The organism is Proteiniphilum sp. X52 (assembly GCF_003712195.1).
Classification (GTDB): Bacteria; Bacteroidota; Bacteroidia; order Bacteroidales; family Dysgonomonadaceae; genus Proteiniphilum.
In genome coordinates, this window is record NZ_RDSD01000015.1 from 57,691 (window position 1) to 84,439 (window position 26,749).

Here is a 26,749-nt window from a genome sequence, read left to right on the forward strand (position 1 = left end):
ATAATCACAACTCTCCGGTTTTAATTTTTTTATCCAATGCGGGGGAATCACCGCCCAACTCTTTGGCCTTCTTCCACTGCTCCAATGCCTTCTCTTTCTCCCCGGTTCGGGACAAGACATCTCCGTAATGCTCCACCACCTCTGCCGAAAGATCATCCTCTTTACTGTTCTCAATAGCCCGTTCTATATAGATCTTAGCCAATATATAAGAGCCTTGCTCATACAGCACCCACCCATATGTATCGAGATAAGTCGGATTTGCAGGCTCGGCCTTCACCGTGATGCCGCTCATTTGTTCCGCTTTATCGAGATCTTTCTTCTCCAATGACAGATAATAGCTGTAATTGTTTAAAACAGGCAGATTCTGCGGATTCAATTGCAATGCCTTTTCATAACTCTCGAAAGCCTTTTCCTTATTACCGAGAAAATAATTCAGATCGCCAATCTGTCCATGAAAATCGGATTCCACCATGGGGTTTCGCATAGTAGCCTTGGCCAAACCATCCTCGAAAACTTCCAGTGCCTCACGGTGATTTTCCTGTTGGTAGTGAACCGCCCCTAAATAGAAATAGAATTGGGCTTCCTGCGGCAGATGTTTTAACGCCTCGGTGGTCACCTCTTTTATTTTCTCCAGATCCTGGTCGGGGAGAGCAATACGGAGCAGTTGTTCATATCCCGCGGGATCTTCGGGATTCGCCTCGGTGTAGATTTCGAACTGTTTTGCCGCTCCCTCTTTCTCCTCCTGCAATAAAAGCACATTCCCATAAATCATGTTTAACTGGGAATTATTAGGATGTTGCTCAAAGAGTGTCTCAAAGAGAGTATTGACCTGCTTCATATCCTGTCGGCTTTGTTGCAGAATACCAAGATAGCGGGTGAGCAACTGCAATTTCACCTCTACATCCATCGACGAGCTTGTAACGGCCTTTTGCAGCTCTGCCTGTGCCGCCTGCTTGTCATTGGTTCTCTCATGATAATTGACCATGGAAAGGATAAGCGCGGGATAATCGGGATCAATCACTTTGGCCTTTTCGTAATAGCTCAGCGCCTCTTCATTCCGATTATCCTCGAGATACAGATCTCCCATCAGAACAAGGTATCTCGGCTCGGAGGGATTTTTCTCAATGATCTGCTTGATCTCGTTGAAAGCTTGTTCTTTCTCATCCATCATTGAATAGAGACGGAACTTATTCAGGGCGATCATCTCGTTGGTTCCGGTATTCTTTTCCAATTCGTCGAGCGTATCGATTGCCTCCTGAAATTCCCCTGCCTCGGCATAAGCATTGGCCAGTTCAAACCGGACATCGAGTTTTCCAGGATACAATTGCGACAAATGACTATAGATATCAATCACTTCCTGCTTTAGATCAAGCTCCTTGCTTAAACCGGCCAGCATCATATTATAATAATAGTTATCGGGATCATAGGTGACCGACCGCCGGAAAAACTCAAGGGCTTTATTTTTCTCCTGCAACAGGTTATAAAATGTTCCCAGTTCCACCAACACATTGGCATTGGTGGAATCCAGCGCATGGCAATGTTGAAACAAATCGATCGCCTGGTCGTAATTCCCCAGGGCTTTCGCGTTCAAGGCCCCGTAAAAATAATAGTCGAATTTCCGCCTTGCCGCTTCATTGAGCTGGATATCCTGTTCCTGTTTCTCTTGCCGCACCACCATTTTTACCGGCCATATCGCTGATATCGACACAAACAGAAAAAAAGTGAAAAGTATTTTTTTTATCACAGTTATTGAATATAACATTCTTGTTTCTATAAAATTAGACTATTTGAGTCGCATTCGCTCCTCGATTTTCAACTCCACGCTCAACATAGTCAAAACAAGTTTTGCCTTTGTATTCGCTTAACGAAATAGTCATGGGTTTACTGCCTGCCGGTATGGCCGAACCCTCCGGCGCCGCGCTCCGTTTCATCGAGTGAGTCCACAGCGTCCCACTCCACGCGGGCATGCTCCGCAATCACCATCTGACAGATACGCTCTCCGTCTTGTATGGTGAAGTCCTCATTCGAAAGATTCACCAGGATCACCCTTATTTCACCGCGATAATCCGCATCTATGGTCCCGGGAGCATTCACTATTCCAATACCATGTTTGATGGCCAATCCGCTACGGGGACGGATCTGGGCTTCATACCCTTCTGGCAGTTGAATATAAATACCGGTGGGCACTAATGTCCGTTCAAGCGGTTTCAATACTATAGATTCTTCCAAATTCGCGCGCAAATCCATACCGGCTGCGGAAGCAGTAGCATATTCGGGTAAAGGATGCCGTGACTTATTGACTATTTTAATTTCCATCAGAAACGTCTATTCTGTTTAATCCTGCGAATTTATACAATTCCGAGGAATTAGGAGGCTATTTGATGAAATTTAATGAAATAAATATGGTTCCGCCTTCACTTGACGAAAAAGTTCACTGAAGTTAGACTTTTTCATCGTTCGGAAAAACAAATATATTTGTTCTGCCCTCACTTGACGAAAAAGTTTTATCTTTGTAACTATGAGTGACGATGATCTTTTGGCAAAATTGCGCCAGACACTGAATGAACAAGGCATAGACTCCTTCCATATTCTCGAGGACCTGGTACCCATTGAGGAACAAATGAACTATTTCAGGTATTTCGACCGTTTACGAAGGGAGAACAGCCCCTTTGTGCGTGACGATGAAGTGGCCATATTATTTTCGCCCGACGAGTCTATCGAGCGTAAAAAGAGAAGTCTAACCCTATTGGCATCCATCCCCGACGTGGGGGCTTACCGTTCCATCGAGACCTATCACAGCAGCCCGCTGGAACCGGAGTTGCTACACTGGTCGTCCATGGCGTTGGTAAGCAGCCGCATCGTACTCAGTTCGGACCTTTCCGGCCACCAGCAGGTATATATCTCCTCCGGATTGGGTGGACAGGACAAGAAACTGCGTTTCTTCGCGCTTTTCACGACCAATGACAGGCAGCACTTTACCAGTTTGCAGAAAGAGATGGTGGAACGTGAATTCACCTTTCAACTGCAAAAAGCAGAGGTGGTCATTGAGAAATTTGATATCAGGGAAAATTACTTTACCATTCTGATGCTTTTCCCTTTCAACAAGGATGTAAAATCGAGTCTCAATGACGCTGTCACCGAATGCAACCAATACGGTAATTTTCTCGAACCCAAATTCCTTTTCACCAATGTGAAAGTGTTAAGCGAAAAAGAGATTGAGAATATGCTGAAGAAAAGATAAACTCCTGTAAATCCGCTGATATTCAGATATGACGATACAACCGGCATGTGGAAAACTGTTTTGCGCGGCGCTCTTCACCGTGATCTTCATCACTTTTTCCGTGTCGTCAGCCGCCCGGGAGATACCCTTTATCCCTCCCGTCTACAACTACACAACCGACCTTTATAACGCCGGTAACCAAAACTGGGCCATCGCCCAGGGGAGCAATGGGGTGATGTATTTCGGCAACGATAACGGAATGCTCAGTTATGACGGTGTCAACTGGAACTTGCATAGTCTGCCTAATAACCTCTCCGTTAAATCAATCCATATCGACTCGCACAACAGTAACGAACGTATCTACGTGGGCTCTTTCGAGGAGTTCGGTTATTTCGAGCCCAACGAAACCAATCAACTTACCTATCACTCTCTCAGGCACAATGTGGAGGATCACCAGTTCCATAATGATGAGATATGGGGCATACACCCGTTTAACGGAAAACTCTATTTTCAGTCATTTTCGGCAATCTTTGTCTACGACGGACAGGAGATTCAGATCCAAAAGCCCTACCCCGCAGTCTTATACTTTTTCCCGGCGGGAGAAAAAATGTTCGCGCAACTGATCGGCAACGGTTTCTGCCTCTTCGACGGTGAGCACTTTCATCCGGTATTTACACGTGAGCGGTGGAATAACGATAATGTGATAGCCCTGCTCCCCTATGAGGAGGACTGGCTGTTGGTCACTTCCAAAAACGGGTTATACCGCTTTTCCGAAGAAGATTATACATTAACGCCATGGAATATTTCCGCCTGGGATGAACTGCAACAAAGTACGATTAACCGTGCTATCGCCTCGGGCGATTCATACATCTTCGGGACAATCAACAGCGGCATTTTCGCGATCGGCAAGGATGGGGAGAAAATATGGCACATTGACCGGGGCAACGGGCTCAACAACAACACCGTACTGGCATTGTTCAGAGACCGCGACCACACAGTCTGGGCCGCCCTCGACAACGGCATCTCCAACATCAGGACACATTCCCCTTTATCTTTTTTTGAACCGGCTGATAGCCAGATCGGGCCGGTAGAAGACATCCTGTTTCACGACAACCGCCTCTACCTGGCCACCAACCAAGGGGTTTACAGTTATTCCGACACCGACAAGAATCTCTTCCGCATTCCCGAATTCGATATCCAGTCTTGGTTCATCAAAAGTTTCGACAATCAGGTCTTCGTGGGGCATAACCTGGGCACTTCGCTCCTGCGGGATCTTCGTGAAGTGCGCATCGAAGGAGCCCGCACAGGGGGCATGGACATGAAACGGGCGACCGTCAACGGCAGGGATATTTTGCTGGAATCCTCCTATACCTCTTTGTTTGTCTACACACGGAACTCTTCGGGCAACTGGATTTTCAGCCATGCCGTGGAAGGCTTTTCAGATCTGATCAAAAACCTTGAAATTGATCATGCCGGAAACATTTGGGCAGGACATATGTACAAGGGCGTATACCGCTTGAAACTCGACAGCGATCTTCGGAAGGTGGTTGAGATAGAGAATTATTTGTCGTTCGACAGTACGCAGGTCTCTACCTACCGGCCTGTCAAGGTCATGAAACTGCGAGGCAGGATTGTTTTTGCCGACGGTCACCGTTTCTTCACTTATGATGATATCGGTCATAAGATCATTCCTTTCGATCTGTTGACCAATGACCTGCCCGGATTTGCCGATACCCACCGTATCGTTCCCGTGAACGACAACCTCTTTTGGTTCATTCGTCATAAAGAGTATGTGCTGGTGGAATATAGTGAAAGCAAATATGTTATCAAAGACCGCATACCCTACAGTATCCTGAATAACCCGCCCAATGCAGGGAGAGCCAACCTGCTGGTAACCGGTGACAATAACTCCTACTTCTGCATGAACGGGGGAATAGGGAAATATTCGTTCTCTGATGCACAACCGGAAGTGAAGACAGACCTGCAAATCGCATCCATAACCTTTCACAACCGGAATAACGATCAGCTCTTTTATCTCGATCCCTCTCAAAAGGGTATACTCGGTTACCAGAGTAACAACATTGCCTTCAGGTTCCTGTATCCCGAATTCTCAAAAAAGATATTTCAGGTAGAAAGTTATTTGCAGGGATATGATAGCCGCTGGCTAAGTACAAATGGCAACAGATCGGCCGCTTGGTATAATCTCCCCGCAGGCGATTATATCTTGCACGCGCGTGTAAAAGACAGTTCGGGAAAGATCCTATCCACGGTAAACTATTCATTCCGCATTCAAACCCCATGGTACAAAACATGGTGGGCATATCTGATATATTCCCTCATTATCGGGTCCTTGGCGGGATTTCTCATAAAAAAACATATACGCAGAGTTATCCGCAAGAAACAAAAACTTTTCGAGGAACAGGAGAAAAGGCGCCTTGCCCAAATAGAACGGCAGGAAAAAGAGATTACCACATTACAAAACGAAAAACTGGAGGCGGAGCTAATCCACAAAGGTAAGGAGTTGGCCAGCGCCGCCATGATGCTGATTAACCACTCTGAATTTTTAAAGAGCTTACGGGAAAGTATTCAGTCGCTTATTCTCGCCGGAAAAGTCAACCGCACTGAAGGAAACGAACTCCTCACCATGATCGGGAAGAATCTTCCCGAGGAAGATGAATGGAATCTGTTTCAAAACAATTTCGACCTGATCCATGAGAATTTTTTCCGTAAGCTCAAAGAAAGGTATCCGTCGCTCACCCCTGCCGACCTGAAGGTATGCTCGCTGCTCAGATTAAACTATTCATCGAAAGAAATTGCAGAAATGCTTCACATCTCCATCCGCGGCGTAGAAGCAGCCCGATATCGTTTACGTAAGAAACTGAATCTTTCGGAAACCGATAATCTGGTGGATTTTATGATCAAGTTCCAATAATAAAGTACTACAAAGACCGCAAGTTAAATCTTTTCACATAACTGAAAAACAAACAGTTAACACATAAAGAAGTAGTAAAAAAGTACCCTTTAAAAATATGTTATATAACATAGCGTACTTTTAATGAGGTTTTTTATTTTCCCGCAGCACCACACCCTCCTTACTTTTGTTCACATATCTATTGTGAATGCATTAGAGTCATCAATATGGGATAGTGTAAGCAAACTTATCCTATGCCATAGGGGGAAGAATGATTTACTTGACTTTGTCGAGTATAGAAAACAACTGAAATTTTATTGAACAAATTAAAAAAGGATCCATGAAACTGAAAATTGCAACAGTAATTAGTTTTCTCTTCTGTTCCATTCTCTTATCTGCCCAGCAGATAACCGTTTCGGGAACAGTGAAGGAAGGAGCCACAGGAGAGCCCGCCATAGGGGTCACCGTGCTAGTGAAAGGTACTTCTAATGGTACCGTAACCGATATGGACGGGAATTACTCCCTACCGAATGTACCAAATGACGCAACCCTGGTCTTTAGCTACATAGGGATGCAGACCCTCGAGGAGCCCGTCAATGGGCGTACCACTATAAATGTTACTCTCAGCGAAGATGTACAGGCGCTGGAAGAGGTGGTAGTGATAGGGTATGGTACGGCAAGGAAAATCGATTTGACGGGATCAATCGCCAGCGTGGGAGAGGACATAATATCCAGGCAACCCGCTCTAAACCCTTTACAGTCTGCACAGGGAAAGATATCGGGTGTGAATATCGTCAACAATGACGCTCCAGGATCAGCACCCACAGTAGTAATCCGTGGTTTGGGAACAGCATTGGGAGGGCGTGATCCTCTATATATCGTAGACGGCTTTCCTGTGACGGACATCAGGAATATCAGTGCGTCGGATATTGTATCGATGGATGTGTTGAAAGATGCTGCATCCGCATCTATTTATGGGGTTAGAGCAGCCAACGGCGTTATCCTCATCACAACCAAGAAAGGGCAGTCGGGAAAACCCAAGGTTGGAGTTGAATCATACGTAGGTGTCAAAAATATCCTGAACAAGGTACAGATGGCCAATGCTCAACAATATATTGAGCATTACAACCAGAATCAATCGATGTTGGCAACTCCGATTCAATTACAGAATGCTTCTTCTCAACCTTATAATACCGACTGGTATGATGAACTTATCCGCCCGGGTGTGGTAACAAATAACCTGGTATCAGTAACCGGGGGAGGAGAGAACGTCCGTTATTATGTAAGTTATAATTACTATGATGAAGACGGGCTACTGGACAACCAGAATTACAGGCGATCTACCATTAGGAATAATAATGAATATTCATTCTTTGACAATCGCCTTAAACTGAATCAGACGTTGAACTTATCCTTTTCAAACGAAGTGAAAAAACCGTTCGGAGCCTTCAATGAGGCTTACCGGCAGTCACCTCTCGTTCCGGTCCATTATAACAATGGAAAATGGGGAAGACCTTTTGTCAATACTACAACCGGTATTGTCAATTATGAAGGGGCCCCCGGAGATGTAATCGGCTCACTGAACTCCATAGGTAATCCGGTCTACAATGTGGCACAAAATAATGAAAGGGAATCGGTGATTACACTACAAGGGGGTTTTGAAGGAGAATTTAAGATAACCGATTTCCTGAAAGTAAACTCTCGTTTTGGAGGAACCAAATATTATAATAAGAACAGGCAGTTCTCAGATATCAAAGACGGATGGTTAAGCGCAGATCCGGCACGTACCGAAGCGGAATTCCTGGCACTTAAAGAAGCAAACCCGACAGTGACCTCCTATGCGGTAAATTCGCTCCGATTAAAAGATATCGAGACTTTCCGCTGGACTTGGGAAGGTTTTGCCACATTTAACAAGAGTTTCAACCGTCACAATGTGGAAGCGGTGTTGGGTCTCTCCCGTGAAAAATACGGGATTGGCTATGAAAGCACATTGAGAGGATATGAAGTCCCACAAAAACCACAGTACTGGAACCTCAGCATGGTATCCGGTGATTACGAAACAGAAGTGGCTCAGTTCGGCTATACACCCACCGCCATCGCCTCCTATTTCGGTCGTCTGCAATACAATTTCGATCATAGATACTATATTTCTGCAGTATTAAGACGAGACGGAGCCAGCACTTTCAAACAGAATAAGGATTACTGGGGTACCTTTCCTTCTGTTGGATTGGGGTGGACTATATCACAGGAAGAGTTCATGAATGACGTCGCATTCATTGATCACCTGAAATTAAAAGGGACCTGGGGTGAATTGGGGAATCATAACATCCCCCTGAACGTTTCACAAATACTGACTGATCCGGGTAGTGCAAACATGAATTATGTCTTCGGGGCAGAACAAAATCTAGTATATGGTGCCAGATTCGGTACCCCCGCCATGGATTTAAGCTGGGAAGTCACCAGAGAATGGGGTTTCGGCGTGGACTATACCTTTATGAATCAAAGACTCTCCGGAAGCCTCGATTACTATAATAAGACAAATACCAATGCTATATTACTGATAAATCCGGTATTGAATTCAACATTTGAAGGCCAGTTTTATGATCATGGAGCGAAAGTACGAAATGCCGGTATTGAGTTCAGCATTGGATGGAGCGACCAGTTAGCCAATGGCCTGACTTATGAAATAGGGGCAAACTATTCCTATAATAAAAACCAGGTGCTTGAAGTAAGAGATACATACAATGGAGCAATCGGAGGCAGCCTGGCAGACGGACAAATATCGAAACGTTTACAGGATGGCCAACCACTTTATGCATGGTGGATGTTTGAAGCTGACGGTGTATGGCAAACACAGGAGGAAATCGATAATGCCAATGCCGTCTATGGAACAGCTCAACCGGGGCAATTGAAGTATAAAGATCAGAACGGTGACGGGCTTATCGACGATCGGGATAAAATATACCTCGGCTCCTATCTTCCTTCCAGCAATTATGCAGTACATCTGAATCTCGAGTACAAAAACTTTGATTTCGGTATCGATGGATATGGCGTGGCAGGGAATAAAGTTTATAACGGATTAAAATACGGTCGCATCAACGGTGGTGAGAATATTGCCTATGAAACATATAGAAACCGGTGGACGGGAGCGGGCTCTACCAATATTCATCCCGGCCCCAATAGGGCGCCTATCGCATCCTCCTACTATCTTGAAAGCGGAGCTTTTTTCCGTATCAACAATATTACTTTGGGTTACACATTCAATGATTTAGTGGCACAAGGCACAAGTCTGAGACTATATACCACGGCGCAAAATCCGTTTATGTTTACTAAATATTCGGGATTCACACCCGAAATCAGTTCCGACGGAAACCCGAGCCTTACTCCGGGCATTGAACTTTCAGCTTATCCCACAACCCGTAATTTCCTATTCGGTATAAATCTGCAATTCTAACTCATACAAACATTACATCATGAAAAAATATTTCAATATAACATTCATTTTAGCGGGTATCTTTTTGTTGTCGTCATGCAGTGATTTTCTGGATATCGACTCGAAGGAAAAGATCGAAGCTGAAGATAGTGAAGAGAATTATACTCCTGAGCAATTCGTCAATGGCATTTACGGTATGTTCACGGATTGGGATTATGCATTCTCCTTCCTTGCGGTAACAGAAATAATATCGGATAACGCAGACAAGGGAAGTTCTCCCTCCGATAGCGGTGCCGATAAGAATCTGTTTGATGAACTTACTTTTACCAGCACCGCAGGATCACTTAGTGCTATGTGGTCGCGCTGGTATAAAACAATAGGCCGTGCTACCCAAGCAATTGAATATGCAGAATCATACGGTCTTACGGACGAAGCTTATAAAAACAGGCTTATCGGCGAAAGTAAATTCCTACGCGCGGTATGCTATTTCTGGCTGGTAAGAGGTTGGGGAGACGTTACCCTTCAGCATATTGACAACACGAACAGGGCGTCCAAGGAGGAAGTCTATGCTTTCATTGAACAGGATCTTACCGAAGCAATGCAAGTATTGCCAGCATCTTACAACAGCGCCAATCTTGGCCGTGCAACCAAAGGTGCGGCACATGGACTGCTGTCAAAAGTCTATCTGTATCAGGGAAAATGGCAGCAAGCCTATGATGCGGCTACCGCCGTGATCAATTCTTCTGAATATAATTATAGTCTGTTGGATGATTATTCTATGATCTGGCGGGTGGAAGGAGAAAACTCTTCGGAGTCACTCTTCGAGATACAGGCACGCGGTGAATCCATTGCACATGGTGTACAACAATACTCCCAAACCCAGGGAGCACGCGGTACTACCGGATGGGGATGGGGGTTCAACACGCCATCAGAGAATCTCTTGACAGCATTCAATGATGAGGGTGATGAGATCCGGCGGGATGCGACTATCATATTCCGCAACTCCACATTGTACGACGGATATGTTGTAGGGAACACGGAAAATCCGATGTATAATTATAAAGCCTATTCAAGCGCTAACAAAGGAGCTGATGATACCGATAAGAATATAAGATACCTGCGCTTGGGAGAGATTTATCTTATACAGGCGGAAGCGGCAAATGAGTTGGGACGCACTTCCGAAGCGTTGGCAGCATTAAATACTATTCGTGACCGGGTAAATCTGCCGGCAGTTAGGACGACAGATCAGGCCGAACTTCGAAGAGCTGTCTGGAAAGAACGCCGATTGGAACTCGCCTTTGAACACGACCGTTGGTTCGACCTCGTTCGGACAGGTCAAGCTCGGGAGGCTATGGCTGCGGACAACAAAACCTTTGTCATCGGTAAACACGAATTATTTCCCATTCCTAATCAACAATTGATAGATACACCGGAAATGACGCAAAATCCAAATTGGTAACTCGTATCCATAAAGCGGAAAATAAGGAAAAAGGGAGTCAAACCTCCCTTTTTCTTTCCTCTTTTGTAGATCTGAAAATAAAGAGCATTATAAAAAGTAAATCGGTGGTATGGGAAAAACAAGCTTTCAACAATTGAATGGTTTTCTGTTACTTCTTGGGATAATTTTTTGGACTTCTTGCGGGTGTAAAGAAGAACCTCCCGTTTCCAATACCATATCATGGCTGTTCCAACAAAGAAAAAAATAATACAACCAATAAAAAGATGAACAATCGCAAATTCTTACCGATCATCGCACTGGTTATCGGCGGCATTTTTCTCATAGCGTGCGACAACAGCAGTAAAAGGGAGCCGGCCGCAACGGGAGAAGAGAGTTATCCCGTTGCCTTCACATCGGATGACGAGTTTCTCGATTTCATCCAAAAAACCCATTTCAATTATATGTGGGAAGGGGCGGAACCCATATCGGGGTTGGCTCCGGAACGTATTCACATGGATGGTGTTTATCCCCAAAACGATGCGGATGTGATCACCACAGGGGGGAGCGGCTTTGGCATCGCCGGCTTGCTCGTCGGTATCGACCGTGGATTTATCACCCGTGAAGAGGGTGTTGAGCGGTTACATAAGATAGCCGACTACTTGGCTGCTGCAGATCGCTTCCACGGTGTCTGGCCTCACTGGCTGCACGGCCCCACAGGAAAAGTAAGGGCGTTCGGACAAAAAGACAACGGCGGCGATTTGGTAGAAAGCGCTTTTCTTATGCAAGGCTTGCTCTGCGCGCGGGAATATTTTAAGGAGGGAAACGAGAGCGAAAAACAACTGGCGGGAAAGATCGATACTCTCTGGCGGGAAATGGACTGGACATGGTACCTGAACGGACAGGATGTGCTTTACTGGCACTGGAGCCCCGAATACGGCTGGGAGATGAACTTCCCCCTGGAAGGATACAACGAATGCCTTATCACCTATATCCTGGCAGCCTCCTCACCCACCCATTCTATCCCGGCTTCGGCTTACCACAACGGATGGGCCCGTGGCGGCGATATCAAAAGCGAAGCCGTGGCCTATGGCCACCCACTGATATTGAAGCATAACGGGGCGGAAGAATACGGGGGGCCTCTGTTTTGGTCGCACTATTCCCATATCGGTCTCAGCCCGGAAGGATTGAAAGACCAATATGCCGATTATTGGCAACTCAACAGGAATCATGCGCTGATCAACTATGAGTACTGCGTGGAGAACCCCAAAGGGTTTGAAGGGTACGGAGATAACTGCTGGGGATTGACCGCCAGCTATTCAGTGGACGGTTATTCGGCCCATATGCCGGTGAAGAATGACCTGGGCGTAATCACACCTACAGCGGCATTGTCGAGTTTTCCCTACACACCCCAACAGTCGATGAGAGCATTGAAGCACTTCTATTCCGACCTGGGCGATAAGATATGGGGTAAATATGGTTTCTACGACGCGTTCAGCATACAGGACAACTGGTATCCGCGACGATACCTGGCCATTGACCAGCTCACCATCACGCCAATGATCGAGAACTACCGTACCGGATTGCTCTGGAACCTGTTCATGGGGGCACCTGAAATCCAGGAAGGATTGAAGAAACTGGGATTCACGTATGAAAAATGAAAAATGAAGAATGAAGAGGGAAGAATGAAGAATGAAGAATGAAGAATGAAGAGTGAAGAGGGAAGAATGAAGAATTGATAATTAGTAATTGGTAATCAGTAATTAGTAATTGGTAATTGGTAATTGGTAATTGGTAATTGGTAATCAGTAATCAGTAATTGGTAATTCATAATTAACATACACATAATCAATAGAAACGACAAAAAATGGGAAAATACATTACCTCAATAGGATATGCGGTGGCGGTGATCCTGCTTGCCGCTTGCGGATCACCTTCATCCGGTACCGCGGGAGGTGGCAAGTGGCAAAGCTTTAGTGGCGACAAGCGGATTGAGCAGCGGGTGGATTCACTACTGAAACTGATGACACTCGAAGAAAAGATCGGCCAGATGACGCAGTTCTCCGCCAACTGGTCGATCACCGGCCCGGTGATGTCCGATGACTTCCAACCCTATCTGGAAAAAGGACTGATAGGCAGTATCTTCAATGCGACCTCTGTAGAGGGGATCCGTCGGATGCAGCAAATTGCCGTCGAAGAAACCAGGCTGGGTATCCCGATCCTCTTCGGACAGGATGTGATCCACGGCTATAAAACCATCTTCCCCATCCCACTGGCAGAAGCCTGCTCCTGGGATCTGGAAATGATGCGACGGACCGCAGAGATCGCCGCTATCGAAGCGGCATCCGACGGGATCAACTGGACCTTCGCTCCTATGGTCGATATTGGCCGCGACGCCCGCTGGGGCCGGGTAATGGAAGGTGCCGGCGAAGATCCCTATCTGGGTAGCAAGGTGGCGGAAGCCAGGGTGCTCGGCTTTCAGGGAGGAAGAGACGTCAATTCCCTGCGTGAACTCACCACGCTCCTGGCCACAGGCAAACACCTGGCGGCTTACGGTGCCGCCGAGTCGGGCAGGGATTATAACACAGCCGAACTGTCGGAGCATACCCTCCGGAATGTATATCTGCCGCCCTACCGGGCAGCACACGAAGCAGGCGTGGGTACTTTCATGGCCTCCTTTAACGAGATCAACGGTGTACCGGCTACCGCAGACCGGTGGTTGATGACCGAGGTGCTGCGTGACGAATGGGGATTCAAAGGGTTTGTGGTCAGCGATTACACCGGCGTGAACGAACTGGTGCCCCACGGGGTGGCAAGGGACGAAAAACAGGCCGCGGAACTGGCGGTAAACGCGGGGATCGATATGGACATGACCGGTGCCACCTTTATTAAACACCTGACAGCGTCGGTTAAAGAAGGAAAAGTAGCTGAAAAAAGTATCGACACCGCCGCACGCCGCATCCTTGAGATGAAATTCCTGCTGGGTCTCTTCGACGATCCCTACCGTTACCTCGACGAGGAAAGGGCAAAGCAAAACACGATGACACCCGAATTCATGGAGACCGCACGAAAAGCCGTGGCATCGTCGGTAGTGCTGCTGAAGAACGATAACCAAACCCTTCCCGTCACCAAAGAAAGCGGGAAAACAGTCGCCTTAATCGGTCCGTTGATGAATGACTCCATCAACCTCAATGGCGAATGGGCCGGGTTGGGTGACCGAAATAAGAGCGTCCCCCTACTGAAAGGACTCACCGAGAAATATGAAGGCTCCACGGTAAGACTTGTCTATGCGGAAGGAGCCTCCATCACCGAAACCACTCCGGCAAAGATAGCCGAAGCGGTAGCGGCCGCACGGCGTGCCGATATCGTGATCGCCGCGATGGGAGAAGATTTCAACTGGTCGGGTGAAGCAGCCGTAAGGACCGACATACGCCTGCCCGAACCCCAACGCCAACTGCTAAGGGCATTGAAGGAAACCGGCAAACCGGTGGTGCTGGTCACCCTGAGCGGACGTCCGCTCGACCTTTCCTGGGAAGATGAAACAATGGACGCTATCCTGCAAGCATGGTTCCCCGGCACACAGGGAGGGCACGGCATAGCCGACGTGATCGCGGGCGATTACAACCCGTCGGGACGATTGGTGATGTCATTCCCCCGGAACATCGGCCAAGTCCCCATTTACTACAACCGGAAGAATACCGGCCGGCCGGTGGATCTGGATAATGAGTCGGTGGACTACAAATCCAACTACCTCGACACCTCCATCACGCCCCTTTATCCTTTTGGATACGGACTGAGCTATACCACGTTCGAGATCGGTAATGCCCAGCTCGATAAAAAGACACTGAAAACTGAGGACGACAAGATTACTGTGACAGCCAATGTAAGGAATGCAGGGGAGGTCGATGGCGAGATTGTGGTACAACTCTACACCCGCCAGCTCGTGGCCAGTGTAACCCGCCCGGTGAAAGAGCTGAAAGGATTTCAAAAGGTCGCCTTACCAGCGGGCAAGTCCAAACAGGTAGCCTTCGAACTGGCTTCCGGGGATCTGGCTTTTTACGGTATCGACATGCGGAAAAAGACAGAGCCCGGCAACATGAAACTCTGGGTGGCCCAACATGCCGCCGATAATTCCAACGAGATTGATTTCCGGATTGAGTGAAAATTGATACTATTCTTATTGGCACAAAAATTCAACAGACCGGAAGAAAAAAAACAGAAACATCTTCCCTTTTCAATTATTTTTCGCATCTTTGAACCATCAAAACAGTTGCCACGGGACAGGCAACTCCGGGGTAGTTGTGTTTTTCATTCGCTTACGACAGCATGAGTTTAATTGGTTATTTCGATATCAGAAAAGAACTGGAAGACTTTGAGGCGATCCATGCCGAGATTGAGAAAGGGATTGTCTTTAAAGGCACCAACTTATGGATTTTAATGTGTGCCATCCTGGTAGCGTCGGTCGGGTTGAACATGAACTCGACGGCCGTCATCATCGGCGCGATGCTTATCTCGCCGCTGATGGGCCCCATCAACGGGATGGGCTACAGCATCGCAATATATGACTGGCGCCTGTTCCACCGGTCGATAAAGAATTTCTCCTTTGCCGTCGCGGTCAGCCTGCTCACCTCAACACTCTATTTCACCATCACACCCGTCAACACGGCTCACTCCGAACTGCTGGCACGCACCAGCCCCACCATCTACGATGTTTTCATCGCCCTTTTCGGGGGACTGGCAGGCATACTGGCGATCAGCAGCAGGTTGAAAGGGAACGTGATCCCGGGAGTAGCTATCGCTACCGCCCTGATGCCCCCCTTATGTACGGCCGGATACGGGCTTGCCACCCTGCAGTTCAACTTTTTCTTCGGCGCCCTCTATCTCTTCACCATCAACACGGTATTTATCGCCGTAGCGGCACTGTTCGTCTGCCAGATCCTCAAATTCCCCATCAGCAGTTTCATCCATCCCAACCACCGGAAAAGGGTGAACAGCATCATCACCACCATATTGCTCATCACCATCGTACCCAGCATTATCTTTGGTTACAACCTGGTGGAAAAGGAGCGTTTCTCAGAGAAGACCAACCGTTACCTCCAATCCGTCTCCGTACTCAACGGAAGTTACCTGATAGAGGCCAAGGTCGACCAGAACCTGCAGACCATCTCACTGCTCTATTCCGGATACGGCCCCACCGAAGCAGAATTGGCGCAATTAAAAGACAAGGCGCTTATTTTTCAGTTGGATACTTCCAAGATCAACATTATCAAAGGGGTGGACGCCGATATACTGCAGCAAAGCACCAACCGCTATCTGACGGAAGCGCAGGAACTGGAGAACAGGCTGAGTATCACTAACGCCTCCCTGCAAAAAACCCAATTGAGGCTGGACAGCATCCACAATATCCCCGCCTTGGGTGAGCATCTGTTAAAGGAGATCAAACAGATCTATCCGCAGATAGAAAGTTGTTCGTATGCCGAGTCGATCGTTTTTGGTGATACCATCCACTCGCAGCGGTTGCCTGTTGTCATTTTCACATCCGGGAAAGCGATCGGCCGGAGTGAACAAAAAAAGATATCCGAATGGATACAGGTGCGGCTCGATAACAAGGCTGCCAAAACCTACTTTTTCTTCTGAAACCCCATCTTTCCCCGCTCACGGGATTTGAAGGGTTTGTCTCCCGAATTGCCGAAACGGGTCTCCCTGCTGTCGTCGCCACGAGACGCGGAGCGTTCCCGGGATTTGAAGGGTTTATCCGGCTTGAAAGATCTGTCCTGATCATCCTCACTCCTTTTACGGCGGTATTCATCCCGGGGTTTCTCCCTCCCGGCCTCTCCTGCACGTTGGGAGCGACGGTAACCCTCCCTGGAATTCCTTTCGTAGCGCGCCTCATACCCTCCCGACCTGCCTCTTTCACCAGAGGATCCCTTTGCCGGGCGGTCATCACGTTTTCCGGAAAAGATCTCGTACTCACGCATCTCGCACTCCAACGCGCCGTTATAGAGAAAGAACCGATTCGCATGCCTGAGTCCGATGGCATCGAACGACTCCTTCCGGTAACTCAGCACATAAGCGCGATATCCCGGAAAGACGTGTTTCAGCCGCTCACCGATCATCGAATAGAGTTCATCCAGGTCCTCTACTTTAAGCCGTTCCCCGTAAGGAGGATTGGTCATCAGCATACCTTCGGGCGCAGGCGCTTCGGTGAATTGCTGAAACGGTTTCACCTCCAGATCAATATATTTTTTCAGTCCCGCATTCTTCACATTCTTCTCGGCCATAGCAATGGCTTTGGGCGACACATCGAAACCCATGACGCGGTGGTTGAATTCCCGCGCCTGCGACTCATCGTTATATATAGTGCTGAAAAGTTCACTGTCGAAATCCCCCCATTTTTCGAAAGCGAAACGGGGCCGGTGGATACCCGGAGGGATGCCCAGAGCGATCATGGCCGCTTCAATCAACAATGTTCCCGAGCCACACATCGGATCGATAAAGTCACATTCCCCTCTCCAGCCCGATTTCAGGATCATGCCGGCCGCCAGCACCTCGTTCAGCGGAGCGTCTCCCTGTGCTACCCGGTAACCCCGTTTATGGAGCGACTCCCCCGAACTATCCAACGAAAGGGTACATTTGTTATGCGCCACATGGATATGCAACATGATATCGGGATTAGACACGCTTACCGAAGGACGTTTTTCATACTTCTCATTGAACCAGTCGGCAATGGCATCCTTCACCCTGTATGCCACAAATTTGGAATGAGTGAAAATATGTGAGAAGACTACGGCATCGATGGAGAACGTTGTTTCTAAAGAGAGGTAATCATCCCAGTTGAAACTTTTCACCGCCTCGTATACCTCATCGGCGCTCTCCGCCTTGAATGTGTAAAAAGGTTTCAGGATCCGCAACGCCGTACGGCAATGCACATTCGCCTTATACATCAGCGCCTTATCACCGCTAAACGACACCATTCGGGTACCCAGCTCCACATTGTCCGCACCCAGCGCGATGAGTTCTTCCGCGAGCACATCTTCCAGTTCCGCCAGTGTTTTGGCGATCATCGGAAATTGCTCATGATGGCCGGTCATCCCCTCGTGGTGGGATAATCCCGGTGGGGCAGTTTTCTTCTCAACTTCACGAAAGTGTTCGTTTTCAATCATCCGTTCTACTTTTAATGTGTGCACAAAGATAACACCCGGGAAGAGATTTTACCTCATCGACATTATTTTTTACCAAAGTTTTACAACTTCACCCGGGTCCTTGCCGGCTTACTTTCATTATGAAAAGCATCCAATGCGGTTACCACATAAGTGTAGCGGCTTTCACCACCTTCATAAGGCAATACCAAGAAATTGTCGGGCGTGATTTTCACAATACTCTCCGCCCGGTTGATATCCACTTTTTCTCCCCGACGGAAGCGATAAACCACGAACCGTTGTGCCGTTTCAGGGTTCGACGGCTCCTTTTTATGTTCCCATGTGAGGAAATGCATATCTTCGGTATAGACCTCCGTCAGTTTCTTCACGGCTGCAGGACGTCCCTTGTGCAGATGCGTATAAGGCGGGATCAATGTCTTGGAACGATGGATACCGGTTCTCATCGCATCAGCGACCCCGGCAAAGTTGTCGAGTATCTGGTATCCGTACCAGTAACAGTTACCGTGAACGAAAGCCATTTCGCGCGATTGCCGGATCTTTATCTCCAACTCGTTCCTATCGATACTTCGCTTCAGGTCTTGCCCGATATAAAGATGCTGCTCAAAATTATTGGCATTCCACCAGTGTAACAGGGTGGTGTAATCGGCTGCACCATGGCCGATCTCCCAGTAAAGTTGCGGCAGGTTGTAATCGATCCATCCTTTCTCCACCCACAGTTTGATATCGGCATACAGGTCATCGTAATTCTGTAAACCATTGGTATCGCTGCCGTTGGGGTCGTTCCGCTTATTCCGGTAAATCCCGAAGGGGCTGATACCAAAACGAACCCACGGCTTGGTGGCGGTAATGGTCAGTTTTATCTGCTGAATAAGCAGATTCACGTTGTTACGGCGCCAGTCGCCACGCTGAGAAGGAGAAAAACCCTGAGAAGCTGCGTAAATTCTGAAACTGTTGTCGTCGGGGAAAGATGTTCCCGCGACGGGATAGGGATAAAAATAGTCATCCATATGGATGGCATCCACATCGTAGCGCGTAACTATATCCCGTACCACTTCACATATAAATCCCCGGTTTTCGGGTAGTCCCGGGTCAAAAAACAACTGGTTGCCGTACCGCACAAAACGCTCCGGATATTTCCAGTAAATATGGTTTTCCGCAAGGGTATTATTGATATTGGTCTTCACCCGATAGGGATTCAGCCAGGCGTGAAGCTCCATTCCCCGTTTATGGCACTCCTCGATCATAAAAGCCAGGGGATCGAAGGTGGGATCGTCAGGCGACTTTCCTTGTTCACCGGTCAGAAACCGGCTCCAGGGCTCCAACTCCGACCGGTAGAACGCGTCAGCTTCGGGACGGATCTGGAATATCACCGCATTGACACCCGCCTCATCGAATTTACGCATCATATCCGAGATATAATGCTTCATGGCAGCACTGTTCATCTGGCTGTAACGCGATTGCCCCACAGTCTGCACCCATGCGCCACGGAATTCACGTTTCGGGGCGGAGTCGGGAATACGCGTCAGGGATTGCTTGGCAGTGCCGCAAGCGATGATCCGCACCGCAACAAGCAAAAAAAAACCAAATCTAATAAAATGATTCATATTATTAATTACCAATTAGAAATTACAAATTACAAATTATCCATGACCAAATTATTTTGAATTGCAAATCGAGGGAGTCAAATCCTGCATCTGAAATCCTAAGGAATAAAAATGTGGTCTTCCGTCCCGAGCAACTGATCCGCCAAGTGCTGTTTGGGATAGACCACAATACGGTTGTGATGCGGGAAGCGATTCTCCAACCGTGTAGGCAGACTCTCTAAAACCGGGATATGAGAAATATACCCTACATGGGCGGAAACCAGAATGATCAGATCATCTTTTTTGATCAGATCTCCACAGGACAACGGATTATTCCAATCCACAAAGGGTTGAAAAATAAAGTTTCCCGATCTCTTCTGTCCGGAAATAATCTTCTGCGTTTCAGGGTGTCCCAGATGCAACACGGGGATCGACAACTCGGAAGACAGCTTCGACACCTTACTTACCCACAATCCGAACCCATCTTCTTTTTCAGCCAGTGGCGGCGAGACAACTACAATCCGTTTATTCAAAATAAGGTTTTGCTCCACATGGCAGACAAACAGGTTCTTATCCATATTCTTGATGATCAGGTCGACCTTCTCTCCCAGCAGTTTATCCCATAACCCAGCCTTGCCCGGCCATCCCAGGATAACAATGTCCGACATCGTCTCTCGTGCCGTCCTCACAATACCGTCCGCCGGATTGTGGTCGATAGTAGTGATGATATCTATGTTCACTTCCGCTGCCGTAGCCCTTGAGACAAATCCCTGCAACTGTTTCCTGAAGCTCACTATATTCTTTTCCGCCTCCTGGTTGTTAGGAACCACCCCCAGCAGGGAGACGGGATTCACCGATTTTTTATCTTTCAACAACAATGCCAGTTCCACATGCTGACCGATATTGGTAGGGTTGGCAATAGGCACCAGTATTTTCTCCTGGGCAAACAGGCCCATGGAAGAGGGGATAAGGGGCTGATTCTCTTCACTGATCGCGATCTTTTTAGCCGCTCTTTGTGTGAAGACCGAAGCTACAACACAAGTGAGCAGGATCAGTATAATAGTACCGTTTAAGATATATTCATCCAGCAGATCTGCCCTGTAGCCCACAAGAATGATGGCCAGCGTAGCCGCCGCATGGGAACTGCTCAGTCCGAAAATGAGGTTTCTCTGGGTGGTTGAGTAGTGGAATGTCTTCTGCGTCGCCCATGCCGCCAGCCATTTTCCCACCAGCGCCATCAGGGTGAGCGTTAACGCCACGATAAGGGTACGCGGCCCGTTCAGCACCACCGAGACATCGACCAGCATCCCGACCGAGATCAGGAAAATGGGGATAAAGAGCGCATTCCCAAAGAACTCAATCCGATTCATCAATGCCGATGAATGTGGGATCAGCCTGTTCAGCGCTAATCCCGCGGCAAATGCCCCGATAATGGGTTCAAGACCTCCCAGTTCCACCAGAAAACCCGCAGAAAACACCACCAACAAAACAAAGATAAAGGTAGAATACTTCTCGGGTGTGGCCCTCTTAAAGAACCATTTGGCCAGGTGAGGCACTATCAGGAAAATAATCAGGGAAAAGAGCAGCAGCGAGAACAGCAATCTCATAAGAAAACCGGCGTCCAGCCCGCCGTTGCTATTGGACAAGACCAGCGCGAGGATAACCAGCACAGCCGTATCGGTAAGAATGGTACCTCCCACTGTGATCGCAACCGCCTGATTACGGGCAATTCCCATACGGCTCACAATGGGATAAGCCACCAAGGTATGGGTGGAAAACATGCTTGCCGTAAGAAAACTGGCATCCGCACTGTAACCGAGCAGGTAATGACAAACAGGGTAACCGACAAGCAGCGGGATGACAAAAGTATAAAATCCAAAAGCAAGGCTTTTGTTCTTATGAAGTATAAACTCACCTAAATCGAGTTCCAAACCCACTATAAACATAATGTACAACAATCCTATGGTAGAGAACATCTCCACACCGGCATGGGTATTGTCTATCCAGTTGAGCCCGTGTGGACCGATGATCACCCCTGCCACGATCAACCCGATGATATTCGGCACATTGATCCGTTTGAGGAGAACGGGGACCAGAAGGACTATTGACAAAAGCAATGCGAATATCAATACCGGATTGGAAAACGGTAAGGCAAACTCATGTTGTATTTCTGACAGAAAAGCCTCCATAATGTCACTGCTGAGGTTTGGAAAACAGATTTCGGAAAGAGATTTTCATATGCACCGGCAAAAATAATTATTTTTTTTGACTTATCGGACCACTGGTTTCCTTTTATCTCCAATGACCTTTATCGTCAGGAGTCGCCAAATATAAGGTAATCCGTTGATTGACGCACATTGTTTTTGGAGATAAAATCGTTATCTTTGCAGGTTATCATATTCCAATTATGAATGATTCAAAACAAATCGAAATAAAGGGTGCGCGCGTCAACAACCTCAAAAATATCGACGTGAGCATCCCCCGCAACACATTTACGGTGATTACCGGGCTTTCCGGTTCAGGAAAATCATCGCTGGCTTTCGACACGTTGTATGCCGAAGGGCAACGGCGCTATGTAGAGAGCCTTTCAGCTTACGCGCGCCAGTTCCTCGGGCGCATGAACAAGCCGGAGTGCGACTACATACACGGCATTCCTCCCGCCATCGCCATCGAACAAAAGACCACTTCACGCAATCCGCGTTCCACAGTAGGCACTTCCACTGAAATTTATGAATATCTGAGATTGCTTTATGCCCGCATCGGCAAAACCATCTCCCCGATTTCAGGTGTGGAGGTAAAACGCCATTACGTGCACGATGTGGTGAGAAAAATGGAAGAATACCGTGAAGGCACCCGCATGACGGTACTCTCGCATGTCGAGTTGCGGAACGGGCGCGACCTGCGAAGTCAATTGGAGATACTGCTCAAAGAGGGGTTTACCCGTGTGGATGTGGGAGAGCAGTTTTACCGGATCGACGAACTATTGGCACAGAAAAAACTGCCGGCGGAAAATGAAGTGTTATTGGTAATCGACCGCCTCTCCTGTTCCTCCGACAAGGCAACGGTAAACCGGTTGTCCGACTCGGTGGAGACCGCTTTTCTGGAAGGTAACGGTGAATGTATTGTCCGTTTCTGGAGTGAGAACGGGATTGAGTCGTTTACCTTTTCAAACCGTTTTGAGGCGGACGGCATCACTTTCGAAGAACCCACCGAAATGATGTTCAACTTCAACAGTCCTGCCGGAGCCTGTCCCAAGTGCGAAGGGTTTGGAAAGGTGGTAGGTATCGATGAGAATTTAGTGATCCCCGACAAGAGCCTTTCGGTACAGGAGGAGTGCGTACAGTGCTGGAGAGGGGAGAAAATGAGCGAATGGCGGCAGGAATTCACACACAATGCCTATAAAGTCGATTTCCCTATCCACCGCGCCTATTACGACCTGACAGATGCCGAAAAAGACATCCTCTGGAACGGTCGCCATGACCTCGGCATTTATGGCATCCATGATTTTTTCGGGATGCTGGAGAGAAACCTTTATAAGATACAGTACCGCGTCATGCTGGCGCGCTACCGCGGCAAGACCGGTTGTCCTTTGTGCAAAGGTTCGCGACTCAAGAAAGAAGCATCTTACGTAAAGGTAGGCGGAAAAGCGATCACAGAACTGGTGGTGATACCGGTCACAGAACTCAAGGCGTTCTTCGATCAACTCACATTCAACGAAACCGATGCCGCCATCGCGGAGCGGCTCCTCACAGAGATCAGGAACCGGCTACAGTTCCTTTTAGATGTCGGCCTGGGCTACCTCACGCTCAACAGGCTTTCAAATACTCTTTCAGGTGGTGAAAGCCAACGTATCAATCTGGTGTCATCGCTGGGCAGCAGCTTAGTGGGATCACTCTATATCCTCGATGAGCCGAGTATAGGGCTCCATTCACGCGACACCCATCTGCTGATCGGCGTACTGCGTGAATTGCAACAGATGGGGAATACGGTGGTGGTAGTGGAACACGATGAAGAAATCATCCGCGCGGCGGATTATATCATCGACATAGGCCCCAAGGCGGGTCGACTGGGAGGCGAGGTGATCTATCAGGGCAATGTGGCCGAGCTGCGGGAAAAAAGCGACAGTTACACTGTCAAATATCTTACGGGCGAAGAGCAGATCGAAATACCGAAGACGCGCCGTAAGTGGAATAACTATATAGAAGTAAAGGGAGCCCGACAGAATAACCTGAAAAATATCGACGTGAAGTTCCCCTTGAACGTGATGACTGTGGTGACGGGCGTCAGCGGTTCGGGCAAATCATCACTAGTGAACGATGTTCTCTTCAACGCACTACAACAGCATTACAAGGGCACTGCATTGGAACATGCCGAGTTCAACGGCATCGGAGGCGATCTCAACCTGATGAAAGGAGTGGAATATGTGGACCAGAATCCCATCGGGAAGTCATCACGTTCCAACCCGGTCACCTATCTCAAGGCATTCGACGAGATCCGGAAACTCTTTGCCGCGCAACCATTGGCGAAACAGATGGGTTTCTCGCCAGCCTATTTTTCATTCAATGTGGAAGGAGGACGCTGTAGTGAATGCAAAGGCGAAGGTACCATTACCGTTGAGATGCAGTTTATGGCTGATATCCGTCTGGAATGCGAATCGTGCCACGGGAAACGCTTCTCACCCGAAGTGCTGGAGATAGCATATAAGGGAGCGACCATTCACGACATTCTCGAGATGACGGTCGACCAGGCGATCGACTTTTTCGGACAACAGAAAGGAACAACGGAGAGGAAAATCGTGAAGAAAATGCAACCGTTACAAGATGTGGGACTGGGGTATATCAAACTGGGACAATCCTCCTCCACCCTTTCCGGCGGTGAAAACCAACGTGTGAAGCTTGCCTACTATCTGGGGGAGGAAAAGGCGCAACCAACGATCTTCATCTTCGACGAGCCGACTACCGGCCTCCATTTTCATGATATCAAAACATTACTCCAGGCATTTAACGCTTTGATAGGACGGGGACATACCGTAATCATCATCGAGCACAATATGGAAATCATCAAATGTGCCGACCATATTATCGACATCGGACCGGAAGGAGGTAAGGCCGGCGGACAGGTAGTATGTGAGGGCACCCCGGAGCAGGTCGTCCAATGTGAACAATCGCATACAGGCTGTTTTTTGAAGGAAAAATTACATTAAAACGGGCAAGGGATAAAGTGGATGTGTGACAAAGTTCATACTTTCCACAGGTTTCTCAATACCCAATAAGCAATTGTTACGACCAACAGGACAGCGGCCGCCCACCTGCCGAAAAAGAACTTTTCAACGCCGGGGAACCGTTTTTTCCCTCCCAAATATTGAAGGTAAATGCCCAGAAAAACATAGGGAATTGCCAATACCATAAATGCATTGTACTTCAACGCGGCGCCTATATTACAATGCAGAAGACTATGGAGAGCCCTCTGCGAACCACATCCCGGACATTCATGACCGGTGGCGAGAAGAAAAGGGCATTTCGGAAAAAGAGGTTGTGCTTCCGGATCAAAAGTGTAAAAAAAATAAAGCGCCGCCGCAACGCATACGGTTACGACAGCGCCTATCCCTATTTTTAACTCTTTACGCACAACAGCGCCTAAAAATTATAACCGCTTGCATTGTTCTCAATGATATTCTCCATATATTCCGGCAAATTACCGGTAACGAACATGATTATCCAAAAGATCCAATACAACAGTGCCGCTCCTAGGGAAACCAGCGTCCACATTTTTGCTTTCCGGGCCATCCGCCCAGACTCTTCATATTTTCCGTTAAAGTAAAGTGAATCGACTTTTGCGGCATAGATGATCCCCACAACGCCAAAAGGCATACAGCAAAAGAGAGTCGCCAAAATGGATTGCCACAGCCAGTTGCCGGGTTTCAACGGGGGGATGTCGTACTCTTGCTGCTCTTGAGGCGGCAGAGGAGGAGGGTCATTTCTATATTCCATTACAATATTTTTCTACGATTAAGCACTCAACAGATCCTCCATGCCGGCAAAGCCGGAAAGGGATCCGATGAATACGACAAACAGTATGATAGCTATGATGATAAGCGCGATCCAACCAATGGTGATCCACATGGCAACCTTAGTCCATTTTGCCGCGGAACGCGAAGATTCAAGTGAAGCAGCGTAATCACCTCTGTTATAAAAAGATTCTACTTGCGCAGCATGCACGATGCCGATAATGCCAAGGAGGCTTAGGATACTCCCGCAAAACATAAACGGGAGGATGGTTACCAGGATCGACTCCACCAACCATGTCCTGGGCATCGGCTGAATTTGCCGCGTTTGGGTAGATTCTCCGGGCCGGTCATACCGGACGGTGGGCTCGCCCTCTCCCGCCAGAGGCTTCCTGTATGTGTCGGAAAACAGGAAGTATAACTCTTCCCTCTCTTCCGCCCGTTTCCACTGCTCCATGCCTTGTGTCCACACAAGTGTGTCGCGTTTTATTCCTTCTTGCCGCAATTCTTCGGGGGAGAAGGTTCCTTTTTGCTTTCCTTCAGCGTCAATATAAAAATAACGGTTCATATATCTTTCTTTTACTGGTAATCATTGGGTGTGATTTGTGCTGAACGGATAGTCCGACCGTTTTCATCGTTGTAAACATATTCAATGGTCACATTGTTCTCCTTGAAAATACGGAGATCGGGATTCGATGAAAATTCTTTTCCGATATTTTCCTTTAATGATTGCAATCCGTTTTCCACTAACGAATCAGGATTTGATGTGTTCAATACCGTATAACGATAGCGAAATGTATTCCCCCGTATCACCGAAGCTTCTTCAAACCGGGTGTTCCGGTCGAGCATCACCGGAGCCGACGCATTGAGGTTCACAGCCATCTCCTCAAGTTTCTTTGTAAGGGCTTTTTCATTCGAGTGGCACTGTATAAAAGACCAAGAAAGGAAGACAAAGGAAAAAATGAAAATTATTTTTCGCATACTTTAATTTTATATCACAAAA

Annotated in this window: 17 protein-coding genes; 8 read left to right on the plus strand and 9 right to left on the minus strand. The window is 47.8% G+C overall.

Translation table 11 applies throughout. The features are described from left to right. Nucleotides 1–4: 4 nt before the first annotated feature. Nucleotides 5–1,744, minus strand: a complete 1,740-nt coding sequence (locus D7D25_RS12175) for a tetratricopeptide repeat protein (RefSeq protein ID WP_255417291.1) — start codon at nucleotides 1,742–1,744, stop codon at nucleotides 5–7. 137 nt (nucleotides 1,745–1,881) lie between these two features. Then, on the minus strand, nucleotides 1,882–2,316 hold the full coding sequence (gene dut / locus D7D25_RS12180; RefSeq protein WP_122969228.1) for a dUTP diphosphatase: 435 nt from the start codon (nucleotides 2,314–2,316) through the stop codon (nucleotides 1,882–1,884). 202 nt (nucleotides 2,317–2,518) lie between these two features. Here dut and D7D25_RS12185 point away from each other — a divergent pair, with 202 nt between their 5' ends. The 7 genes from D7D25_RS12185 (at nucleotide 2,519) to D7D25_RS12215 (ending at nucleotide 16,636) form a co-directional block, all read left to right on the plus strand. Next, entirely contained in the window at nucleotides 2,519–3,241 is a 723-nt protein-coding gene (locus tag D7D25_RS12185) for a hypothetical protein (RefSeq protein ID WP_122969229.1), read from the plus strand. Nucleotides 3,242–3,269: 28 nt separating this feature from the next. After that, nucleotides 3,270–6,152, plus strand: a complete 2,883-nt coding sequence (locus D7D25_RS12190; RefSeq protein WP_122969230.1) for a triple tyrosine motif-containing protein — start codon at nucleotides 3,270–3,272, stop codon at nucleotides 6,150–6,152. A gap of 319 nt (nucleotides 6,153–6,471) precedes the next feature. Further along, nucleotides 6,472–9,585: a TonB-dependent receptor gene (locus D7D25_RS12195; protein WP_122969231.1), complete on the plus strand. Its 3,114-nt coding sequence runs from the start codon at nucleotides 6,472–6,474 to the stop codon at nucleotides 9,583–9,585. A gap of 19 nt (nucleotides 9,586–9,604) precedes the next feature. Beyond that, nucleotides 9,605–11,023 (plus strand): RagB/SusD family nutrient uptake outer membrane protein, encoded by a 1,419-nt coding sequence (locus tag D7D25_RS12200; RefSeq protein ID WP_122969232.1) that lies wholly within the window; start codon nucleotides 9,605–9,607, stop codon nucleotides 11,021–11,023. A gap of 263 nt (nucleotides 11,024–11,286) precedes the next feature. Then, nucleotides 11,287–12,660 carry a glucoamylase family protein gene (locus tag D7D25_RS12205; protein ID WP_122969233.1) on the plus strand — a complete coding sequence of 458 codons (1,374 nt, stop codon included), beginning with the start codon at nucleotides 11,287–11,289 and terminating at the stop codon, nucleotides 12,658–12,660. Nucleotides 12,661–12,866: 206 nt separating this feature from the next. Next, complete coding sequence (gene bglX, locus D7D25_RS12210) at nucleotides 12,867–15,161, plus strand: beta-glucosidase BglX (RefSeq protein ID WP_122969234.1); 2,295 nt, start codon at nucleotides 12,867–12,869, stop codon at nucleotides 15,159–15,161. Between the two features lie 164 nt (nucleotides 15,162–15,325). Continuing rightward, nucleotides 15,326–16,636, plus strand: a complete 1,311-nt coding sequence (locus tag D7D25_RS12215; protein ID WP_122969264.1) for a DUF389 domain-containing protein — start codon at nucleotides 15,326–15,328, stop codon at nucleotides 16,634–16,636. Here D7D25_RS12215 and D7D25_RS12220 read toward each other — a convergent pair. From D7D25_RS12220 to D7D25_RS12230, 3 genes are all read right to left on the minus strand, one after another. Then, entirely contained in the window at nucleotides 16,621–18,162 is a 1,542-nt protein-coding gene (locus D7D25_RS12220) for a class I SAM-dependent RNA methyltransferase (protein WP_122969235.1), read from the minus strand. The genes D7D25_RS12215 and D7D25_RS12220 overlap by 16 nt on opposite strands. An 80-nt stretch (nucleotides 18,163–18,242) precedes the next feature. Then, entirely contained in the window at nucleotides 18,243–19,763 is a 1,521-nt protein-coding gene (locus D7D25_RS12225; RefSeq protein ID WP_122969236.1) for a glycoside hydrolase family 10 protein, read from the minus strand. A 98-nt stretch (nucleotides 19,764–19,861) separates the two neighbouring features. Continuing rightward, nucleotides 19,862–21,931, minus strand: a complete 2,070-nt coding sequence (locus D7D25_RS12230) for a cation:proton antiporter (RefSeq protein WP_122969237.1) — start codon at nucleotides 21,929–21,931, stop codon at nucleotides 19,862–19,864. Between the two features lie 218 nt (nucleotides 21,932–22,149). On the opposite strand from D7D25_RS12230, the gene uvrA reads away from it, so the two are divergent. Continuing rightward, entirely contained in the window at nucleotides 22,150–24,945 is a 2,796-nt protein-coding gene (gene uvrA / locus D7D25_RS12235) for an excinuclease ABC subunit UvrA (RefSeq protein ID WP_122969238.1), read from the plus strand. Nucleotides 24,946–24,980: 35 nt separating this feature from the next. On the opposite strand, the gene D7D25_RS12240 is transcribed toward uvrA, so the two are convergent. Genes D7D25_RS12240 through D7D25_RS12255 form a run of 4 tightly spaced genes read right to left on the minus strand, consistent with a single transcriptional unit; the run spans nucleotide 24,981 to nucleotide 26,727 of the window. Continuing rightward, nucleotides 24,981–25,370: a DUF2752 domain-containing protein gene (locus tag D7D25_RS12240; RefSeq protein ID WP_122969239.1), complete on the minus strand. Its 390-nt coding sequence runs from the start codon at nucleotides 25,368–25,370 to the stop codon at nucleotides 24,981–24,983. Between the two features lie 8 nt (nucleotides 25,371–25,378). Further along, the gene (locus tag D7D25_RS12245) at nucleotides 25,379–25,732 is read right to left on the minus strand and encodes a CD225/dispanin family protein (RefSeq protein ID WP_122969240.1); all 354 of its coding nucleotides are present in this window, start codon (nucleotides 25,730–25,732) and stop codon (nucleotides 25,379–25,381) included. An 18-nt stretch (nucleotides 25,733–25,750) separates the two neighbouring features. Continuing rightward, nucleotides 25,751–26,314 carry a GYF domain-containing protein gene (locus D7D25_RS12250; protein ID WP_122969241.1) on the minus strand — a complete coding sequence of 188 codons (564 nt, stop codon included), beginning with the start codon at nucleotides 26,312–26,314 and terminating at the stop codon, nucleotides 25,751–25,753. 11 nt (nucleotides 26,315–26,325) lie between these two features. Then, nucleotides 26,326–26,727 (minus strand): hypothetical protein, encoded by a 402-nt coding sequence (locus D7D25_RS12255; RefSeq protein ID WP_148038925.1) that lies wholly within the window; start codon nucleotides 26,725–26,727, stop codon nucleotides 26,326–26,328. Between the last annotated feature and the right edge of the window lie 22 nt (nucleotides 26,728–26,749).